Genomic DNA, 17,858 nt, shown 5'->3' on the forward strand with positions numbered 1-17,858 from the left:
ATAAAAACCGATAGATAGATAAAGCTGTAGTTTTTATTTTGGGGGAGTTATCTATTGATGCTATTGTTGAAATAGTGAATGGATGACTGATTTCTAGCCCCAATTGAGCGGCATGTCTGAGCTCTTTTTAGAATTTCGGCGGCAGCTTCGCTGCCGCCGAAATTCTAAAAAAGCGAGTAGCGAAAGTGGGAAAAAGCTTCAAAAAAAGATATGGATCGGAAAGGTTATGTTTGAGGTTGAGATTAAGGTTAAGGTTATCTTATCTGTTTTTCCATCATTAAAGTTATTTTAAAAAATTGAACTCCTTCGGAGTTCTGCATCTGCATTTTCTTTTTCTGCTGCACAGATATTATTTACGGAATATTTTATGTACAGAAAAAATGGTATTATTTCTATTATTTTGGTAAATTCACTTAAAATAATCAATATCCAATGGCTTTTACCATTAAATCGAATCTGATCGACATCGTTGCAAGGGAAACCTACCCTGCTGAAATCATTATTAAAGACAACAGAATCAGCTCAATACAAAGAATTTCAGAAAAGCAGGATACGTATGTTCTGCCCGGATTTATTGATGCACACGTTCATATTGAAAGCAGTATGCTGGTTCCGTCTGAGTTTGCAAAGATTGCGGTAAAGCACGGAACGGTGGGAACGATTTCAGATCCTCATGAAATTGCCAATGTTTTGGGAGTTTCAGGGGTAGATTATATGATTGAAAATGCTCGGAAAGTACCGTTTCATTTCTATTTCGGGGCTCCATCGTGCGTTCCTGCGACCCATTTTGAGACAGCAGGTGCGGTGATTGATTCGGGTGATATTGATGGGCTTTTAAGCAAGAAAGAAATTGTATATCTGGCTGAAATGATGAATTTTCCGGGGGTTATTTATAAAGATGAGGAGGTTCTGAAAAAGCTGGAATCTGCGAAAAAACATAACAAGCCGATTGACGGTCATGCTCCGGGATTAATGGGGGAAGAAATGAAATCTTATTTCAGTGCGGGAATTTCAACGGATCATGAATGTTTTGGTTATCAGGAAGCGCTGGAAAAACTTCAGTTTGGGGTAAAAGTGATGATTCGTGAAGGAAGTGCGGCGAAAAACTTTGATACTTTAATTCCTTTGTTAAAAGATTTTCCGGATCAGATCATGTTTTGCTGTGACGATAAGCATCCTGATAATTTGCTGGAATCTCACATCAACGACCATGTAAAACGAGCGCTGAATTTGGGTTATGATTTGTACGATGTGCTGCGTGCTTCTTCATATAATGTGGTTAAACATTACAATTTACCGATCGGGTTATTGCAGACCGGAGACAGTGCAGATTTTATAGAAATTGATAATCTAAAGGATTTTACGATTTTAAAAACGTACATCAACGGAGCATTGGTTTCAGAAAACGGGGAATCGTTTATTGAAGCTGTTGAAGCTCCGATAGTGAATAATTTTCATTGCAGTTTAAAAAGCCCTTCAGATTTTAAGATAAAAAGTGAAGGTGAGAAAATTCGTGTGATTGAAACGCTGGACGGGCAACTGATTACCAAAGAAATTCACGCAGAAGCTTTAAACATTAATGGTTTTGCAGAATCTGATCCTGAAAATGACATTCTGAAAATTGCGGTAGTGAACCGTTATCAGGATGCTCCTGTTGCAACAGCTTTCATCAAAAACATAGGCTTAAAAAACGGAGCGATTGCCTCGTGTGTTGCGCATGACTGTCATAATATTGTAGTGGTGGGAACGAATGACGATGATATCTGCAAAGCTGTGAACCTGATTATTCAGGCGAAAGGTGGGATTTCTCTTGCTCATGATGAGGAAGAAATGGTTCTGGAACTTCCGATTGCGGGAATTATGACGAATCTTCCTGCGGAAAAAGTAGCAGAAGCTTATATTAGATTAGACCGTCGCGCAAAGGAATTAGGAAGCAGATTACGAGCGCCTTACATGAGTTTGTCATTCATGGCACTTTTGGTTATTCCTGAACTGAAACTGAGTGACAAAGGGCTTTTCAACGGAAAAAGTTTCGAGTTTACGGATGTTTTTATCAAGTCTGTTTAAACTCTTATTTAACCGCAAAAGGCAAAAAAAGATGAACTCAACTTTTATTTAAAGCTGATCTCGCTTTAACATTATTTGCTCCTTTTACGGTTAATTCTGAAATTGGTTTAAACAATTCTTTTCTCGTTTTCCAGATTAGCATAAAAACGGCTTTCGTTAAAGCTTTCTTTTGCAGCGTTGTAGCCAATGTTAAAAATCTGTTCGAGACGGTCTTTCCGTCTTTCGAATGTTCCGTAGGTGGAAAGTTCCTGTGATGAGATAAACCAGTCGCAGTGATCGAATTTAATTCTTTCGATACGGTAGGAAAGCAGATCGTACGAACGGGAAACAATGGCTTTAATTGATTTTAAATCATTGATTTTGACATCTTGTGGGGGAGAAACGAAGACTCCGATCAGCTTATCGCAATCGTCTCTGATGATGTCTGCGGGAAAATTATTCAGTACTCCTCCGTCACAGTACATTTCATCATCAATAATATAAGGAGTCGTCACTCCGGGAATGGAGCATGAAGCAATAATGGCATCAACGATTTTAAAACTTTTTTCAAAGATTTTTTCGGTTCCTCTTACCAATTCTGTTGCCACAATTCTTACGTCTTTATCGAGATCGCCCAGTTTCATTTCGCCGAAAATAGGATTGAGATAATTTCTGAAAATCACCGAAGAAACCAAGCCGGGCTGATTGAATGCAAAATGTTTCCAGTTGAAAAAGTAAACCGAATTGAAAAATTCTAAAATTTCCTCGGGCGTTTTACCCACTGCATGAAGGCAGCCTACAATGGAACCTGCGCTGCAGCACGAAAGAACATCAATATTGATATTTTTTTCCGCTAAAAATTTTAAAACTCCGGCATGCGCGATCCCTTTTGTTCCGCCACCCGATAAAACAAGCCCAACTTTCCCAAATTCCATAGATTAAAATTAAGAAAACAAGTCGATAAATAGAGATTAATTTTTCTAAATGTGGTGATTTTGCATTATTTTAACACAAATAAAATTATGCTTAAATGAATATTGATGATCTGGTCTTATTTAACCAGAAAATTATAATGACTTTTAGTATTAAGTATTTAATGTAAAACTTTTTTAAAAGAGGTTTTCTTCAATAAGAAATAATTTAACCCACTTTTTTATCATACAACTGAAGAATTTTCAGAAGATCGTCATCTGTTTTCCAGGAATCTATCATAGCGAGAAGATCCGGATAAGCTGCAAATCTTACTTTCAGGCTATTTTTAATACTGGGATTGAAAAATCCGGATTCATTGATGATTTTTCGGTTTCTGCCGTCGATTAAGAAATCTGTTCCAACAAATTTTAAGCCGCCGTGAGGAAAAAATCTGTACCAGTTCATATTTTTGCCTTCGTACAAAATTTCTACAAAACCATTGTCAAAAACCATTTTCCCGGCAGAAGCATAATATTCATGGATGGTATTATTTTCATCGGTAATCTTAATGTATTCAACATCTTTTGGTTCCACCCACGTTTCAGATCCTGAAGAATCCCTCATTTTCATCTTAAGTAACACCGTGGCTACATAATATTTTGTATTGGAAAATTTACCTACATTTCTGATCTTCGTTTTGATGGTATCGCTGGATGTTTTCAGAATGTACTCCACAGGAAAATATCTTTTATCGTCTTTGTTCTGAGAAAATGAAAAGCTAAAGCATACAAAAAGCAGCAAAAAAATGATTTTTTTCATGAATGGCGGTTTAAAAAAGCCCGGCAAATTTCCGGGCATATTATCTAAATTTATTTTTAATTATTAATATATTTTTCAAAAATTCTTGAAAAATCTTTCTGATTGTATTTATCAAAACTGTTGGTATTCCATGCAAAAATATATTCGTTGATGGCTCTTAGTTCCTGACTTTTGGAAACGTTTTCCTGTTTTCCGGAAGCTACTGTGGTGATGGCTTTCTGGATGCTGTCGTTAGAGAAATTCAGCAAAGAATGATTGTGGTGAACTTCCTGCTGAATCGCCAAAAGTGCTTTATACAGATCTTTCAACTGATCAATCTGACCTTTTGCAACGCTGATCATCATTGGAACATTCCCGATATTGAAAGAAATTTCTACATCAAGATCGATGGTTCCCGCCGTCTGTAAAGCAATATTCGAGAAAGGAAACTGATAATATTCGTATCTCTTCAAGACTCTTTTTTTATCCAAAGCACTGGCTCCGTCGATGTGGATCAAAGCTCTGTTGGTAAAGCAGTATTCGTCTCTTTTTGATTTAATTAAAAAGAAAATTTTCTCGTTATCTTCGGAAAGGATATAATCGTCTGAGTCTACTTTATCATAATCCTGAGAAGGAATGATTTTACCGATGTCTCCCAATCCTAAAGCTTCCGCAGCTAATTTTTTAAACATAGTTTATTTGTATTTATTGACTGACTAAAATAAGAAAATAACTGAGATAAAATCAAAAAAATCATCTTAAAGAGTGTTTAAATTTGATTAAATATTCAAAAATTTCATTCATTTTCTGACGCAAAGTTTTTATTTAAAGATTTAATTACCTGAGTTCGGATAAGTCTTCTTAAACGCAAGGTTAAACAAAGAGATTCAATTATCAGGAATTCAGCTTTTAAGATATAGAAAGGCGTAAAACTGATCAAAGTAATACCATTTTTGCCTTTTTTAAATAAACGAAGTGCCTTTGTTTAGCTTGCAAACATTCAATAAGTAAAAAAATTCTTTTGTTTTTCTTTGCGACAAATTAATATAATACTATAAATCAATTATTTAAATTTATTTCTTATCCCGAACTGAGGTTAATTATTTAAGTAAGCAAAGAAGAATCAAGAAGTTGATTTGATGAAGCACTATTTTCAGGCTTCGTGAAGCAAATTTTATTTGCCTTTGCTTTCTAAGAATAATGTGTAAAATTGAATTAAAACTTTGCGTTTAAAATATAAAAATTTTAAATGTCAAAATGAAACAGGCTCTTTCAAAAAGAAAAACCACAGACTACTGATCTGTGGTTTTGATATTGTTAAACTTTGTCAAAGATTTTCAACTTTGACAAAGTGAAAAATTAAATGTGAATTACTTCACCATACGCAGCCGCTGCAGCTTCCATAATGGCTTCAGAAACTGTCGGGTGCGGGTGAATAGATTTGATGATTTCATGACCTGTAGTTTCCAGTTTTCTGGCAACAACCGCTTCTGCAACCATGTCTGTAACACCTTCTCCGATCATGTGGCATCCTAACCACTCTCCGTATTTAGCATCGAAAATAACTTTGATGAAACCATCCGTATTTCCGTTTGCCGTTGCTTTTCCACTTGCAGAAAGAGGGAATTTACCTACTTTAATTTCGTATCCTTTTTCTTTCGCCTGCTTTTCTGTAAGACCTACTGAAGCTACTTCAGGGTGACAGTATGTACATCCCGGAATATTGCCATAGTCGATTTTCTCAACGTGCATTCCTTTGATTTTTTCAACACAGGTAATTCCTTCTGCTGAAGCAACGTGTGCCAAAGCCTGTGTAGGGATGATGTCTCCGATTGCATAATAACCCGGAACTGAAGTTTCGTACCATTCGTTGACCAAAACTCTTCCTTTATCTGTCTGGATTCCCACTTCTTCAAGACCGATGTTCTCGATGTTTGCGGCGATACCAACAGCAGATAATAAGATATCAGCTTCAAGAACGATGTTTCCTTTTGCTGTTTTTACGGTAGCTTTTACGCCTTCTCCGCTTGTATCAACGCTTTCTACGGAAGCATTGGTCATGATCTCGATTCCTGATTTTTTCAGAGATTTTTCTAAGTGTTTAGAAATTTCTTCGTCTTCTACAGGGACGATGTTTGGCATAAATTCAACAACGGTTACTTTTGTCCCCATCGTGTTATAGAAATCGGCAAATTCTACCCCGATAGCTCCGGAACCTACAACAATCATAGATTTTGGCTGCTCAGGAAGAGACAATGCCTGTCTGTATCCGATTACTTTTTTACCGTCCTGTGGTAAGTTCGGTAATTCTCTTGAACGTGCTCCTGTTGCGATAATGATGTGTGTTCCTGTATACTCAGTTACTTTTCCTTCTTTATCTGTAACAGAAACTTTTTTACCTTTCTGTACTTTTGCAGTTCCAAGGATAACGTCGATTTTATTTTTCTTCATCAGGAATTCAATCCCTTTGCTCATCTTCGATGCAACGCCACGGCTTCTCTGAATTACGTTTGGAAACTCAAAACTTGCTTTCACTTTGTTCAAACCATAATCTTCAGCATGGTTGATATAATGAAAAACCTGAGCCGATTTCAATAAAGCTTTCGTAGGAATACATCCCCAGTTAAGGCAGATTCCTCCTAAATTTTCTTTTTCAATGATTGCTGTTTTGAAACCTAATTGTGCCGCTCTGATTGCTGTAACGTATCCGCCAGGACCACTTCCGATGACAATAATATCGTAATTCATTAGTTTAAAATTTTTATGCGAATTTAAGGAAAAATATCGGATGTATGGCATTCTGACGAAATTGATCACGGAAGGTTTTGTTTACTATTTTTCATCATCAGAAGTTGTAATCGCTGAAGTTTAAAATAAAAATATAAAATCAGAAAATATTTTAAAATATTCATTAAAGCCGCTATTAGATTAATATTATCAACATAATTTATTAAAACTATTAAAAATGATAGTCAAAAATAAAAATTTATATTAAAATTTTAATACATTTGAAATAATCAAATAAAATTTATATGTATGAAAAAGATTTTTTCGATTTTTGTGATGTGCGGATTTCTCGCCAACGCTCAAGTTGGAATCAGTAAAAACTTACCAACCAGCACATTAGACATTAACGGATCTGTAAGCGCTAATTACAGGCAGGTGACTGCAACTGCTTATTCCATCGTTGCCAACGATCATTACATCACTTATAATGGCACTGCCAATTCTACGTTTACGCTGCCGGTAATCGGTTCCGGAGCCTCAAGTTTTACGGGAAGAATTTATAAGATAAAAAATATATCTGCTTTCAATATTACTTTACAGGCTTCAGGAGGAAATACGCTAAGAATAGACAATACTCCGGTTTCTACATTTATCATTCCTACAGGAGCGTATGCAGAAGTGGTAAATAACAGCAACACTACCGGAGGAACATGGGATCTTTCTTTTATCACGCTTCCGAAGCCTAATAATGTGGAAATCTACGGAACACAGCTTTCGATACCGCCGCACGCTTCGGGAACAGCTCCGGTTGCCGACTGGACCGGACATTCTAATACAGCATATGATACGGGAACAGGAACTGATGCGTGGTGGGTCATCAGCAAAGCATCTACATCGTTCTCGGTAGGAACAGGTTTTTCCAATGCGAGCAGAATGACTCTGGTTTACGAGTATCAGGGAACTCCTTTTAATATTACCAATATGAATCCTTCGCTTACCGCAGGAAACAATTCTAGTTTTCCGGATGTTTTCATTGCTTCTTTTGTAAGCCTTGCCAATAACGGAACTTCTGGTAAAACGAGACTTACGGTTTCTGTTGCGCGTGTGGATTTTATAGGAAACAACGGCTCCAACAACAGTAACTGGACCGGAACATTTCTTTTAAATCTATTGCTTGCAAGAAAGGTTTATTAATAAGTCTGTTTACACTTTTTTTTAACCGCAAAAAGTCACCAAAGATGAACTAAACTTTTATTTAAAGCTGACCATTATAAATGAAAAAGCTCACAATAGTTTTTAAAAATCTTTGATTTTTATTCCTTAGGTTAGAACATAAAAAACAGGCTATCTGCATTGGATAGCCTGTTTTTATTGTATTCGGAAATTACATTTTTCTTAGTAATCTCTTCTGACTCTGGTACTTTTCATTTAAAGCTCTTAACTGATCCTGCTTCATTTTTTTGGTCGCAAGCGGATGATTCATAATTGCTTTTTTCTCAGCTTTATATCTTCTGTCAAGTTCTCTCGATTTGCTGCTGATCAACTCACTTTTTGAAGGATGTGGAGGTGCAGGTGGACGTTTCTGTCCGTAAGCATTCATTGATAATCCCACTAATAAAACGGTTGATATAAATAACTTTTTCATAATATTTACTTTTTTTGAATGAATTTATCATGAAATTCATTCCTGTTCGGTTTAAATATTACACATTTCATACCATAATTTTTTTACGCCAGACTACTCAACCTCAACATTCTGTTTCAAAGGAAGATTTTTGGAAGAGTTTCCGACAAAGATTCTGTACGTTCCCTTTTCCACGATCCAGTTCATTTTTTCATCTAAAAACTGTAATTCTTTCACCGGAATTTCAATCGAAATCTGTTTAGATTCTCCCGGTTTCAAATACACTTTCTGAAAACCTTTCAACTCAATAACTGGTCTGGAAACCGAAGCCAACAGATCTTTTACATACAACTGAACGACTTCGCTTCCTGCTTTCGAACCTGTATTTTTCACAGTCACTTTTGCCACAATTGTATCATTTTCAGAATATTTTGTTTTATTTAACTCTAAATCTGAGATTTCAAAAGTGGTATAGCTTAATCCAAAACCGAAAGGATACAACGGTTCGCCGCTCAGATCGTAATAGTCGTTTCCGCGTCCTGTAGGATGATGGTTGTACGTCAAAGGCAACTGACCTTCTTCAACCGGAAAGGTTATTGGCAGTTTTCCTGATGGATTTTCTGCTCCGAAAAGCACTTTTGCCACTGCGTTTCCGCCTTCTTCTCCGGGATACCAGACCTCCAGAATGGCTCCTACCTTATCTTTCCAATCTGTTGTTTTTATGGCAGAACCACCCACTAAAACAACTGTTGTCGGTTTATTTAATTTTGATATTTCATGGATGAATTTTTCCTGATTCCCGGGAAGACTTAACGAAGAGCGATCCTGAAATTCACCTTCATGAATTCCGGCTGTAACAATGATGTAATCTGCATTCTGAGCATGCTTCAACGCATCATTAAAATCTTTCCGGTAGTCTTGTAAGCCATAGTTCCAGATCAGTTCAATATTGGCTTCTCCCCTGTTTTCGTGAAATTCAACCACAATATCATATTTCTGGCCTTTAGTAAAGTCTACCTCAACGGTTTTGGTGGAATAACTGAGTTTTTCCCAATTGTCAATTAACAATGAACCGTTTAAAAACAATCGGAAACCATCGTTTCCTCTTAGTCCTAACTGATATTTTCCCGATTTTGGGGCTTCGAGTTTTCCTGTCCACCGAACGCTGTAATTGTCGGGCTGCAGTTTTTCAGGATTGGGAGAATACAAAGTCCATTTGAAATTGATCTGTTCGTCCTGTTTTTCAAATTCAGGTTTTCCTTTTAATTCTGAATCTGAAAAGTAGCTTCCTTTTAGACCTTTTTGATTTTCAGAAGACAAAACTTCAGCAGGAACCGTCAGAAAATCTTTCATATTCCAGTCGATTCCTTTTGAATAAAGGACTTCGATATTTTTATTTTCAGCTAAATTTTTAATTCCGTCCAAAATGCTGACCTTTTTATTTCCCGGCCCCGAATAACCGCCTAATCTTGCATCTGCAGCATCTGTCCCGACGACTAAAATCTTTTTATATTTTTCCGAAATCGGAAGCGTCTGATGATTATTCTGAAGCAAAACAAAAGATTCTGCCGCAGCTTTTTCCGCTAATTTTTTGTGATTGATTTTCTTTAATTGTTCTATATCTTTATTAGAGATGTAAGGATTTTCAAACAAACCGAGTTCAAATTTTGCCCTCAAAACTCTCGCGACTGCATCATCAATTCTTTCCTGAGAAATTCTTCCATCTAAAAACGGAGGAATAAAAAGTTTATAATGTTGATATTCTGTCTGGAAAATCACGTCAAGTCCTGCATTGATCGCCTGTGCAGAAGCATCATCGTAATCTTTTGCCGTAAAATGTAATACATTTGCTCCTCCGACTGCACTTGCATCGCTGATAACAAATCCTTTAAAATTCCAGTCTTTTTTTAATTTCTCTGTTAACAGCCAATGATTTGCCGTTGAAGGTCTTCCGTCAAGTAAATTGTAGGAAGTCATTACCGAACGGCTTTTTCCCTGTTGAAAGGCTTTCTGAAAAGGAATTAAATGGGTTTCCTCCAGATATCTTTTACTCCAATGAATCGGATATGAATCTCTTCCACCCTCTCCAACATTAGCTAAAAAGTGTTTCGGAGTGGTGATGATTCCCTGATTTTCAAAGGAACTGACGAAATTGACACCCATCACGGAAGTCAGAAACGGATCTTCACCATATGTTTCTTCTGTTCTGCCCCATCGTACATCGCTTGCTAAATTGACAACCGGCGTTAAAATCTGACGGATTCCTCTCAGTTTGGATTCTTTTGCAATGGCTGTTGAAACTTCTTTCATCATCTCAGGATTGAAGGTTGCCGACAAACCAATTGCTTGTGGAAAAGCAGTTGCTCCTTCACGCATCAGTCCGTGCAAAGCTTCATCAAAGGGAATTGTCGGGATTCCCAGTCGCGATTCTTCCACAAAATATTTTTGAATGGCATTTATTTTTTTTGCGAGTCTTTCTGCGTCTTCATTGGCATTGTATTTCAGCATTTGTCCCGCAACTCCGCCTCCCTGATTTCCTGCGCTTACCTGCAAACCGAAGATTCCGTGGGAATACTGATCTTTCGGAACATTATCCAAATCTCCGGGAATCATGAAGCACTGCCAGAATTTTTCTTCGGGTGTCATGCGTTTCAACAAGTCCTGAACTCTCGCTTCAACAGGCTGTTTGGGGTCTTTGTATAATGGTTTTTGAGCTGTAATAAATGTTGTGCTCAATAATGAGATTGCTATGATGTTAAAACGAAATTTAAAGAACATATATAATTTGATTTAATTATTGTTCTTTTGTCTTAAAACAAAAGAACCAAAAATTCAAGACTTGGAACTCTCCGCTAAAAATTAAAATTTAATCCTAAAATTCCCAAAACTTGCGCGAATTTGGTATTAGTTCTTCGGTTCAATATCTGTGTCGCGCTTTAAACAATGGGAATTTCTTAACGGATTAAGCTTAACGCTTCGATTTCCTAGGTCGTTTTTGATATAAAAATAGTCACAATTTTAACTACTGTGTAATCTGAATTACGGTTGAATATTTTAACTGGTTTCTTTCTTTTGGTAAATTGATTTCAATTGAATTTCCGTTTTGTTTCCAGTCAATTTTGTGAGATAATCCTAAAATTTTCAATGATTTTGGTTTAAAATTTTCAGGAATAACGAAATTTAGGATTGATGGAGCCTGATAATTTGTTTTTTCATCCAGATGAAAAATATTCACTGTTTTTCCGTCTTTGCTTTTCGTGTAGTAAAAATTTCCGTCGTGATAAGGAGCAACACTTCTTGTTGCAAAAACAGCCGACTGGTTTTTATCCATCCAACTTGAAATTTCTTTCAGTCTTTCGTAAACAATGGAATCGTAATCTCCATTCGGTCCGGGAGCAATATTCATGAGGTAATTTCCGCCTCTTGAGATAATTTTAATTAACGTTTCGATGATTTTCTGAGAAGATTTGTAATTGTCGTTGGGAACATAGGAAAACGAATCTCCCATCGTGATGCAGCTTTCCCATGGAATGGAAAGTGGTTTTTCAGGAACCGCCTGTTCCGGCGTGACATAGTTTTCCCATTTTCCTGGAACGGTACGGTCTACGACAATGATTCCGGGTTGGTTTTTACGCGCCATTGTTCCGATCTTATCCATATCGATGTCCTGTTCAACTTTGATGGTTCTCTGCCATTCTACATTGAGATCGATGGTATTAAAGGGACGAACCCAACCTCCGTCTAACCAAAGAATGTCAATTTTGCCGTAATTGGAGGTGATTTCGTTGAGCTGATTAAACGTAAAATTTTTAAAACTGGTCCATTTTTCAGGATATTTTTTAGGATCATAATTTACATTTCGGTCTTTTGGCGGAAAATACGACCACCAGTAATCGTCGGAATGCCAATCGGGTTTTGAAAAGTAAGCTCCGATTTTGAAGCCTTCTTTTCGGAATATATTGAAAATTTCTTTTGTTACATCTGCTTTCGGATTTCCGGAAAAAGGAGTTTTGGAGGAGGTAATTTTATAATCAGACTGTTGGGTATCAAACATCGCAAAACCGTCGTGATGTTTTGTTGTGAAAACCACATATTTCATTCCTGCTTTTTTTGCAGCTTCAGCCCATTTCTGTGGATTGAACTGAACCGGATTGAAAGTGGTCTGAAGATTTTCATAGTTTTTTACGTATTCGCAGTATGATTTTCCGTGTTCGGGTTTTCTCTGTGTCCATGATTCGTCTTCGGGACAGAGGCTCCAGCTTTCGACAATTCCCCATTGGCTGTAGGTTCCCCAATGCATGAAGAGTCCGAATTTTAGATCCTGCCAGTTTTCCAGATTTTGAACAACAAGCGGATCGGTAGGTTTCTGATAGCCATCAGAAACATTGTGAGCCTGAGAAAAAAAAGCGGATGACGTAAGAAGTGATGAAAGGATTATGGTTTTTGCTTTTTGTCTGATGAACATTGACGTTTAGTTTTTGCTAATTTAATATTTCACCGGAAATTTTTAACCACAAAAGGCACAAAAGTTTTTCTTGACAGATAAGTCACATAAGTTTAGTTTAATTATATATTTAGAAGATCACATAAGAAGAAAATCAAAGATTTTATAGAGTAATGCAACTCATGTTGATGAAGTTTAAAGTCTCAGGTGACTTATGTGGTTAAAAAATACACTTATATTTCAGTCTGTAAAACTTTCATTTTGATAACAATAAATTTTTAAATGCAGATTCCACTGTTGAATAGGAAAATTTAAATCCGCTTTTGATTAATTTTTCAGGGTACACGTTTCGGCTTTTTAAAAGTAATTCGGTTTCGGTGTTTAAGATTATTGATGCGATTTCCAATTGCCAAACCGGTGCATTTATTCCAAACGGGATTTTCATTTCTTTTCTTAATTTTTTCATGAATTCTTCGTTGGATAAAGGATGGGCAGCTGTGATATTGATATTTCCTGAGATATTTTCATGTTCAATGATGAATTCTACAGCTCTGCAAAAGTCTTCAATATGGATCCAGCTTACGTTTTGGTTTCCTTTTCCCTGTTTTCCGCCCAATCCGAATTTGGTGAGCATTTTCAGTTTTGGAAAAGCGCCGCCGTTATTTCCTAAAACGATGGAAGTCCGTAACGCAACTTTTCGTAGATTTTCTGTTTCTGATTTAAAAAATTCATTTTCCCAGCTTTTACAGATGTTCATGGAAAAATCGTCACCGATGATTCCGTTTTCTTCTGTGTTTAATTGTTTTTCTGAATGAACGTAAATGGTTGCAGAACTTGCATTGAGCCAGATTTTGGGTTTATGGATACATTCATCAATTGCCTGCTGAAGAACTTTTGTGCTTTCAATTCTTGAATTGTAAATTTCTTTTTTGTTGTTTTCCGTATATCTGCAATCGACGGATTTGCCGGCAAGATTGATCAGAACATCAGAATTTTCGAGTAATTTTTTCCATTCTCCTAACGTTTTAGCATTCCAGAATATTTCGTTTTGGCGTTTTGGATTCCGGGTTAAAATATAGACCTGATTTCCTTTTTCAGTAAAATATTTTTCGAAGTTTTTACCGAGAAAGCCTGTTCCGGCGGCGATGATTATTTTCATTTTTGGTTGATTGCATTTAGTTGATTGGTGGTGGATTTAAATATTGAGATGCTTTCCTTCGTCAAGCTCAGGATAAATTTAAAGCTCAGCATAACATCGCTCATACTAAACGTTTCGACGCTCGCTTCGCTCGCGCTTCTGCTTATTTTCTGCGGTGAATTTTATCAATTTGTTTCTCTCTAAAAGAAAGTTTTTCATATAATTTTTAAGAAAAATTCTGTTGAATATTTTTCCGATGATTCCGAAAGGGGAATGAAATTCGAAAATATCTGTCATGATTGTGTTTTTACCTTCCTGCCTGAAAATATGCTGATGATTCATGGATTTGAAAGCGCCCTTCAACATCATATCTGTGAAATGATAAGGTTTCTTCATGCTGATAATTTTTGTAGTCAAGGTTTGCTCGATTCCTAAATGTTTTGCTTTCCATGTGACAGTTTCGCCTTCTTCGATGAGCCCTGAAGTTCGTCCTGCAATTGCTTTTTCGCCTGTTTTAAAAGTTGATTTCTGATGCAGATCGATGTCTCTCGCAAGATCAAAAACAGTTTGAATGTCGGATTTGATGATGGTATCTAAATAGATTGTTGACATTTTAAAAAGTTTGTTTTTTATTTAATTCAGGTAAAATTTCATCAATTCTCTTTGCCAATTCCGGCAATTTAATGGTGGGAACAGCGGGAAAAAGATGATGTTCCATGTGATAAAACATACTGAATGTTAATTTATTTTTCCAGAATCCTCGTTGCGTTCTTGCCATATCCGGATGTTCATGCGTATCGTGATGAACTGTCCAGACTGCGAAAAATGCCATTAAAAACTCTCCAAAAAACATGATTAGAATGTGATAGATCAGGAAGTTAATCTGAAAATAAAATGTAATACAAACAAATATTGAGATTGAAGTCAGCTCAAAGATCATTTTCTTTCTATAATTGTCATTGGCTTTTTTGAAGGTGATCCAATGTACAAGAAACAGATGTTTTGGTCCATATAAAATCGCTTCATACCATTTCATTGAGGCAGATTTCCCTTCGTAATCTTCTTCACCTAAGCAAAATTTATGATGTCTGATGTGATTGAATTTCACGGCATGAATTGATGTTATCATTGAAAAACTATTCAAATACATTGACAGCCATGTAAGGAATTTCCCTGTTCCCAGTGCGTTGTGAAACCCGTTGTGAACCTGTCTTAAAGCGGTGAGGAAATAAAATCCGGAAAACGGAATCGCAGCCCAATAATATCCTTTGTACGCCAAAAATAATGAGGTAAAAAGCCAGGGAAGAGTGATATTATTTTCAATCAGCATTTCTTTTGTGGAAAGGGATTTGAGGTCTTTCCATTCTACTTTTTTTATTAATTCTCTAGAGTCCATTTTTTAGTTTTTAAAGATTTTGAGAGTTTTCATAATCTGATTTTCAGTATTTACAGAGTTTGTAACAGTCTATAATGTAAAGGATTGACAGTATCGGACTGTAAAAAAGACCATAAAATGGAACGATCATCAATATATTATTAAGCTCATGAGAATATTCTCCAAAAAACATATTTAAAGTCAGACAAATCCAGATTGGTATGATAAAGAATCCGTAAATAAATGAAATTGAAGATCTTTCTACATCCAAGAAAAGTTTTATGATATAGCTGATTAATTGTGGAAATCCTACTATAAAATAAAATGGTATTCCCTGAAAATATGATTCACACGTAAAGGCTGAAACAATTCCCGCTATCAAAAATAAAATTTGAAGATAAAAATCACATATAATGAAAGTTTTCATGGTCCTGTTTTTTTAGTATTCATAAGTTTTATAACAATCTATAATGTAGAGGATTGCCAGTACCGGACTGTAGAATACTGATGCGATTAAAATATATCCGAAAAAATTGGTGACATCATTATTGTTATTAAAAGCCAAAATAATCAGCCATGAAATCCATACAGGAACTATAAAAATTCCATAGACAATAAACAGCCATGATTTCTTTGTTTTCTGAAAGGCTCTGCTGATAAAACTAATCAATTGAGGTATTCCCACTATGAAATAAAAAAGAAAAACAGTAGCATTTTCAAAAACAACAATTCCTAAGAATACCAAAATAAGTCCGATTACAAGGAATGAAAGTTGAATATAAAAGTCGTTTTTAACAAAAGTTTTCATGGTTATTGAATTTTAAAGGTTTAAAAAGTCTCCTCTTGTTCTCTTTTTCTGGATTTTGAAGGTGAAATACATCCAGATTTTAAATAGCAGTGTTTTCATTTTTGATGATTTTATCTTTGTTCATAGCGTGTTTACGACCTTTAAGGAAAAGAAGCAGGTTCAGGAGCATCATTACTCCGAGATAGATGGAGAATCCTCCGATTTTTTCGCTTAAAGCAACAACCAGTCTTTCAATGGTTTCAATTTGAAAAAATTCAATGATACAAAGTGCGAAACCGAGATTTAAAAGGTAAAAACCTATCTTGAACAGGGAATTGGTTGCCATCGCAATGTCTTCTTTCTGATGAAAAATATCGATCATAAACGCTTTGGAATTTTTAAAAAGAAGCTGGGAAACCAGCACAGTAAGAAGGATTACAATTGGCAGATAGATCATGTATGCCTGAAAATTGTACGTTGTGGTAAGAGCTGTTGCATTCATAGTTTTATTATTTTATGGTTAAATTTTTTCTTAAAAAGTAAAGCGCGAAAATGTTCATAAAGTGCAGCGCACATAAAATCAAGGTGATATAACCGATTCTGACTGCTGTTACAGATAACATTTTTTCTATAGAATCTGCTTTTTCCCAATGGGTAAGATTTAATGCGATGTATCCGAGATTGATGAGATAATAACATCCTAAAAGAATCCTGTTGATCGTTAAACACAAATCTGCATCGTGAATAAGATAGTTCAGGTAATGTTTTCCTGCTTTGTAGCATCTTCTTCCGACATCAATGGTTATGTAGGAACTGACGGAAAGAAAAAGTAGATATGAAATAATATTGAACATTTTATAAATATTATATTTTCAATAAATTTTGAAATTTAATCTCAAAAAAATTATCTCTCCGTTTTTTTCTGTTGCATCGTTTTAACATTGTAAAAGCCATAGATCAGATAGTAGATATTAAAAAGAACGCCTCCGATGCCCATGAAATAAAGAACATATTCAATTTTAGAATCGTTGAATAATAAAACCGCAACAAACAATAACTGGAAAAATATTAAGACACCAAAAAAATAGTACCGGTGAAATTTGCTTTTGCTAAGTGAAACCCTCAATAAAAATCCTATCAGATTTGAAATACCAATATAAAAAAGTGCAATAAAAAATTCTGTTCCGGATGTTTTTTCGAAATAATCAGCGATAGCATACGAAAAAAATACAAGGCTAATGACTGTCTGAACTATTGCTTCTCCTATTAATATTTTACGTTCCATGTTTTTGAGTTTTTATTGTTATTATATTTTCAATAATTTTTGAAAGTTTATTTGAAATAAAAAAGGAAAATTTCCTTTTTATATTCTTTATGTTAGTTTCGTTCAGAATAACAAACGACTACTTCAGTAAATTCGTAATCTTTCCAACAAGCCAATGATCGTCGCTTTTTATCGCGAGATCCATAATATTGTTTATTTTTCCTGTTACAGAACTGAAATCGTCCATTAATTTAATGAACTCTTTCGCTTCGTCAGAATCTTTGTCTTCAATATTTTTCAGTTCTTCCAAAAAAGAAATAACGGGCTCAATTTCTCTTTTTCTACGTTCTTTTGTAATCTGCTTGAATAAAAACCAAACGTCTTTTTCAGCAACAAAATATTCTTTACGGTCGCCTTTTACAAATTCTTTTCTTACAATTCCCCAATCCATCAGCGCACGGAGATTCATATTGGCGTTTCCTCTCGAAATTTCAAGCTGCTCCATTACCTCATCGGTAGAAAGTGCTTTACCACTTGCCAAAAGCAGCGCATGAACCTGCGCCATGGTACGGTTGATCCCCCAATTGGTCGCAAATGTACCCCAAGTCTGAATGTATTTTTCTTTAGCTTTTGAAAGTTGCATTTTGTTTTACTTTTAATTCCTGATACAAATGTAATAATAATTTTTGAACTTTCAATAATTTTTGAAAATTTATTTAAAATAAAAACAGACATCCCTTGAG

General features: G+C 35.5%; 17 protein-coding genes. 2 read left to right on the forward strand and 15 right to left on the reverse strand.

Annotated elements, in window-relative coordinates:
* The first annotated feature begins 432 nt into the window (after positions 1 to 432).
* Positions 433 to 2,067, forward strand: a complete 1,635-nt coding sequence (ade, locus tag PFY09_RS05225) for an adenine deaminase (protein WP_271161678.1) — start codon at positions 433 to 435, stop codon at positions 2,065 to 2,067.
* A gap of 107 nt (positions 2,068 to 2,174) precedes the next feature.
* Here the strand turns inward: ade and PFY09_RS05230 are convergent, their stop codons facing one another.
* From PFY09_RS05230 to lpdA, 4 genes are all read right to left on the reverse strand, one after another.
* Positions 2,175 to 2,981, reverse strand: a complete 807-nt coding sequence (locus PFY09_RS05230) for a patatin-like phospholipase family protein (RefSeq protein ID WP_271161679.1) — start codon at positions 2,979 to 2,981, stop codon at positions 2,175 to 2,177.
* A 205-nt stretch (positions 2,982 to 3,186) separates the two neighbouring features.
* Positions 3,187 to 3,777 (reverse strand): hypothetical protein, encoded by a 591-nt coding sequence (locus tag PFY09_RS05235; protein WP_271161680.1) that lies wholly within the window; start codon positions 3,775 to 3,777, stop codon positions 3,187 to 3,189.
* A gap of 56 nt (positions 3,778 to 3,833) precedes the next feature.
* Positions 3,834 to 4,448 carry a PH domain-containing protein gene (locus tag PFY09_RS05240; RefSeq protein ID WP_185205357.1) on the reverse strand — a complete coding sequence of 205 codons (615 nt, stop codon included), beginning with the start codon at positions 4,446 to 4,448 and terminating at the stop codon, positions 3,834 to 3,836.
* 667 nt (positions 4,449 to 5,115) lie between these two features.
* Positions 5,116 to 6,504: a dihydrolipoyl dehydrogenase gene (lpdA, locus tag PFY09_RS05245; protein ID WP_271161681.1), complete on the reverse strand. Its 1,389-nt coding sequence runs from the start codon at positions 6,502 to 6,504 to the stop codon at positions 5,116 to 5,118.
* Positions 6,505 to 6,792: 288 nt separating this feature from the next.
* Here lpdA and PFY09_RS05250 point away from each other — a divergent pair, with 288 nt between their 5' ends.
* Positions 6,793 to 7,677, forward strand: a complete 885-nt coding sequence (locus PFY09_RS05250; protein ID WP_271161682.1) for a hypothetical protein — start codon at positions 6,793 to 6,795, stop codon at positions 7,675 to 7,677.
* Between the two features lie 190 nt (positions 7,678 to 7,867).
* Here the strand turns inward: PFY09_RS05250 and PFY09_RS05255 are convergent, their stop codons facing one another.
* From PFY09_RS05255 to PFY09_RS05305, 11 genes are all read right to left on the reverse strand, one after another.
* Positions 7,868 to 8,128 carry a hypothetical protein gene (locus PFY09_RS05255; protein WP_076396587.1) on the reverse strand — a complete coding sequence of 87 codons (261 nt, stop codon included), beginning with the start codon at positions 8,126 to 8,128 and terminating at the stop codon, positions 7,868 to 7,870.
* Positions 8,129 to 8,221: 93 nt separating this feature from the next.
* A complete protein-coding gene (locus PFY09_RS05260) occupies positions 8,222 to 10,843 on the reverse strand; it encodes a glycoside hydrolase family 3 N-terminal domain-containing protein (protein ID WP_271161683.1) in 2,622 nt (873 codons plus the stop codon).
* Between the two features lie 286 nt (positions 10,844 to 11,129).
* Positions 11,130 to 12,572 (reverse strand): alpha-L-fucosidase, encoded by a 1,443-nt coding sequence (locus tag PFY09_RS05265; RefSeq protein WP_271161684.1) that lies wholly within the window; start codon positions 12,570 to 12,572, stop codon positions 11,130 to 11,132.
* 235 nt (positions 12,573 to 12,807) lie between these two features.
* Complete coding sequence (locus tag PFY09_RS05270) at positions 12,808 to 13,710, reverse strand: TIGR01777 family oxidoreductase (RefSeq protein ID WP_271161685.1); 903 nt, start codon at positions 13,708 to 13,710, stop codon at positions 12,808 to 12,810.
* Positions 13,711 to 13,815: 105 nt separating this feature from the next.
* Positions 13,816 to 14,301 carry an SRPBCC family protein gene (locus tag PFY09_RS05275; protein ID WP_271161686.1) on the reverse strand — a complete coding sequence of 162 codons (486 nt, stop codon included), beginning with the start codon at positions 14,299 to 14,301 and terminating at the stop codon, positions 13,816 to 13,818.
* A gap of 1 nt (position 14,302) precedes the next feature.
* Positions 14,303 to 15,085 (reverse strand): fatty acid desaturase, encoded by a 783-nt coding sequence (locus PFY09_RS05280; protein ID WP_271161687.1) that lies wholly within the window; start codon positions 15,083 to 15,085, stop codon positions 14,303 to 14,305.
* Between the two features lie 418 nt (positions 15,086 to 15,503).
* Positions 15,504 to 15,872 carry a hypothetical protein gene (locus tag PFY09_RS05285; RefSeq protein WP_076396572.1) on the reverse strand — a complete coding sequence of 123 codons (369 nt, stop codon included), beginning with the start codon at positions 15,870 to 15,872 and terminating at the stop codon, positions 15,504 to 15,506.
* A gap of 79 nt (positions 15,873 to 15,951) precedes the next feature.
* On the reverse strand, positions 15,952 to 16,353 hold the full coding sequence (locus PFY09_RS05290) for a hypothetical protein (RefSeq protein ID WP_271161688.1): 402 nt from the start codon (positions 16,351 to 16,353) through the stop codon (positions 15,952 to 15,954).
* Between the two features lie 7 nt (positions 16,354 to 16,360).
* Positions 16,361 to 16,705 (reverse strand): hypothetical protein, encoded by a 345-nt coding sequence (locus tag PFY09_RS05295; RefSeq protein ID WP_271161689.1) that lies wholly within the window; start codon positions 16,703 to 16,705, stop codon positions 16,361 to 16,363.
* 50 nt (positions 16,706 to 16,755) lie between these two features.
* Positions 16,756 to 17,136: a hypothetical protein gene (locus tag PFY09_RS05300; protein WP_271161690.1), complete on the reverse strand. Its 381-nt coding sequence runs from the start codon at positions 17,134 to 17,136 to the stop codon at positions 16,756 to 16,758.
* Positions 17,137 to 17,254: 118 nt separating this feature from the next.
* Entirely contained in the window at positions 17,255 to 17,758 is a 504-nt protein-coding gene (locus PFY09_RS05305) for a GbsR/MarR family transcriptional regulator (protein WP_271161691.1), read from the reverse strand.
* Positions 17,759 to 17,858 lie beyond the last annotated feature (100 nt).

The sequence above is a fragment of the Chryseobacterium gambrini genome (assembly GCF_027920505.1).
Lineage (GTDB): Bacteria > Bacteroidota > Bacteroidia > Flavobacteriales > Weeksellaceae > Chryseobacterium > Chryseobacterium gambrini.

Excerpts from the sequence above, each read along its gene's own strand:
- lpdA (WP_271161681.1), bottom strand. The coding sequence starts at position 6,504 with ATGAATTACGATATTATTGTCATCGGAAGTGGTCCTGGCGGATACGTT.
- PFY09_RS05255 (WP_076396587.1), bottom strand. The coding sequence starts at position 8,128 with ATGAAAAAGTTATTTATATCAACCGTTTTATTAGTGGGATTATCAATG.
- PFY09_RS05250 (WP_271161682.1), top strand. The coding sequence starts at position 6,793 with ATGAAAAAGATTTTTTCGATTTTTGTGATGTGCGGATTTCTCGCCAAC.
- PFY09_RS05235 (WP_271161680.1), bottom strand. The coding sequence starts at position 3,777 with ATGAAAAAAATCATTTTTTTGCTGCTTTTTGTATGCTTTAGCTTTTCA.
- PFY09_RS05275 (WP_271161686.1), bottom strand. The coding sequence starts at position 14,301 with ATGTCAACAATCTATTTAGATACCATCATCAAATCCGACATTCAAACT.
- ade (WP_271161678.1), top strand. The coding sequence starts at position 433 with ATGGCTTTTACCATTAAATCGAATCTGATCGACATCGTTGCAAGGGAA.
- PFY09_RS05300 (WP_271161690.1), bottom strand. The coding sequence starts at position 17,136 with ATGGAACGTAAAATATTAATAGGAGAAGCAATAGTTCAGACAGTCATT.
- PFY09_RS05290 (WP_271161688.1), bottom strand. The coding sequence starts at position 16,353 with ATGAATGCAACAGCTCTTACCACAACGTACAATTTTCAGGCATACATG.
- PFY09_RS05270 (WP_271161685.1), bottom strand. The coding sequence starts at position 13,710 with ATGAAAATAATCATCGCCGCCGGAACAGGCTTTCTCGGTAAAAACTTC.
- PFY09_RS05280 (WP_271161687.1), bottom strand. The coding sequence starts at position 15,085 with ATGGACTCTAGAGAATTAATAAAAAAAGTAGAATGGAAAGACCTCAAA.
- PFY09_RS05305 (WP_271161691.1), bottom strand. The coding sequence starts at position 17,758 with ATGCAACTTTCAAAAGCTAAAGAAAAATACATTCAGACTTGGGGTACA.
- PFY09_RS05230 (WP_271161679.1), bottom strand. The coding sequence starts at position 2,981 with ATGGAATTTGGGAAAGTTGGGCTTGTTTTATCGGGTGGCGGAACAAAA.
- PFY09_RS05265 (WP_271161684.1), bottom strand. The coding sequence starts at position 12,572 with ATGTTCATCAGACAAAAAGCAAAAACCATAATCCTTTCATCACTTCTT.
- PFY09_RS05285 (WP_076396572.1), bottom strand. The coding sequence starts at position 15,872 with ATGAAAACTTTTGTTAAAAACGACTTTTATATTCAACTTTCATTCCTT.
- PFY09_RS05240 (WP_185205357.1), bottom strand. The coding sequence starts at position 4,448 with ATGTTTAAAAAATTAGCTGCGGAAGCTTTAGGATTGGGAGACATCGGT.
- PFY09_RS05295 (WP_271161689.1), bottom strand. The coding sequence starts at position 16,705 with ATGTTCAATATTATTTCATATCTACTTTTTCTTTCCGTCAGTTCCTAC.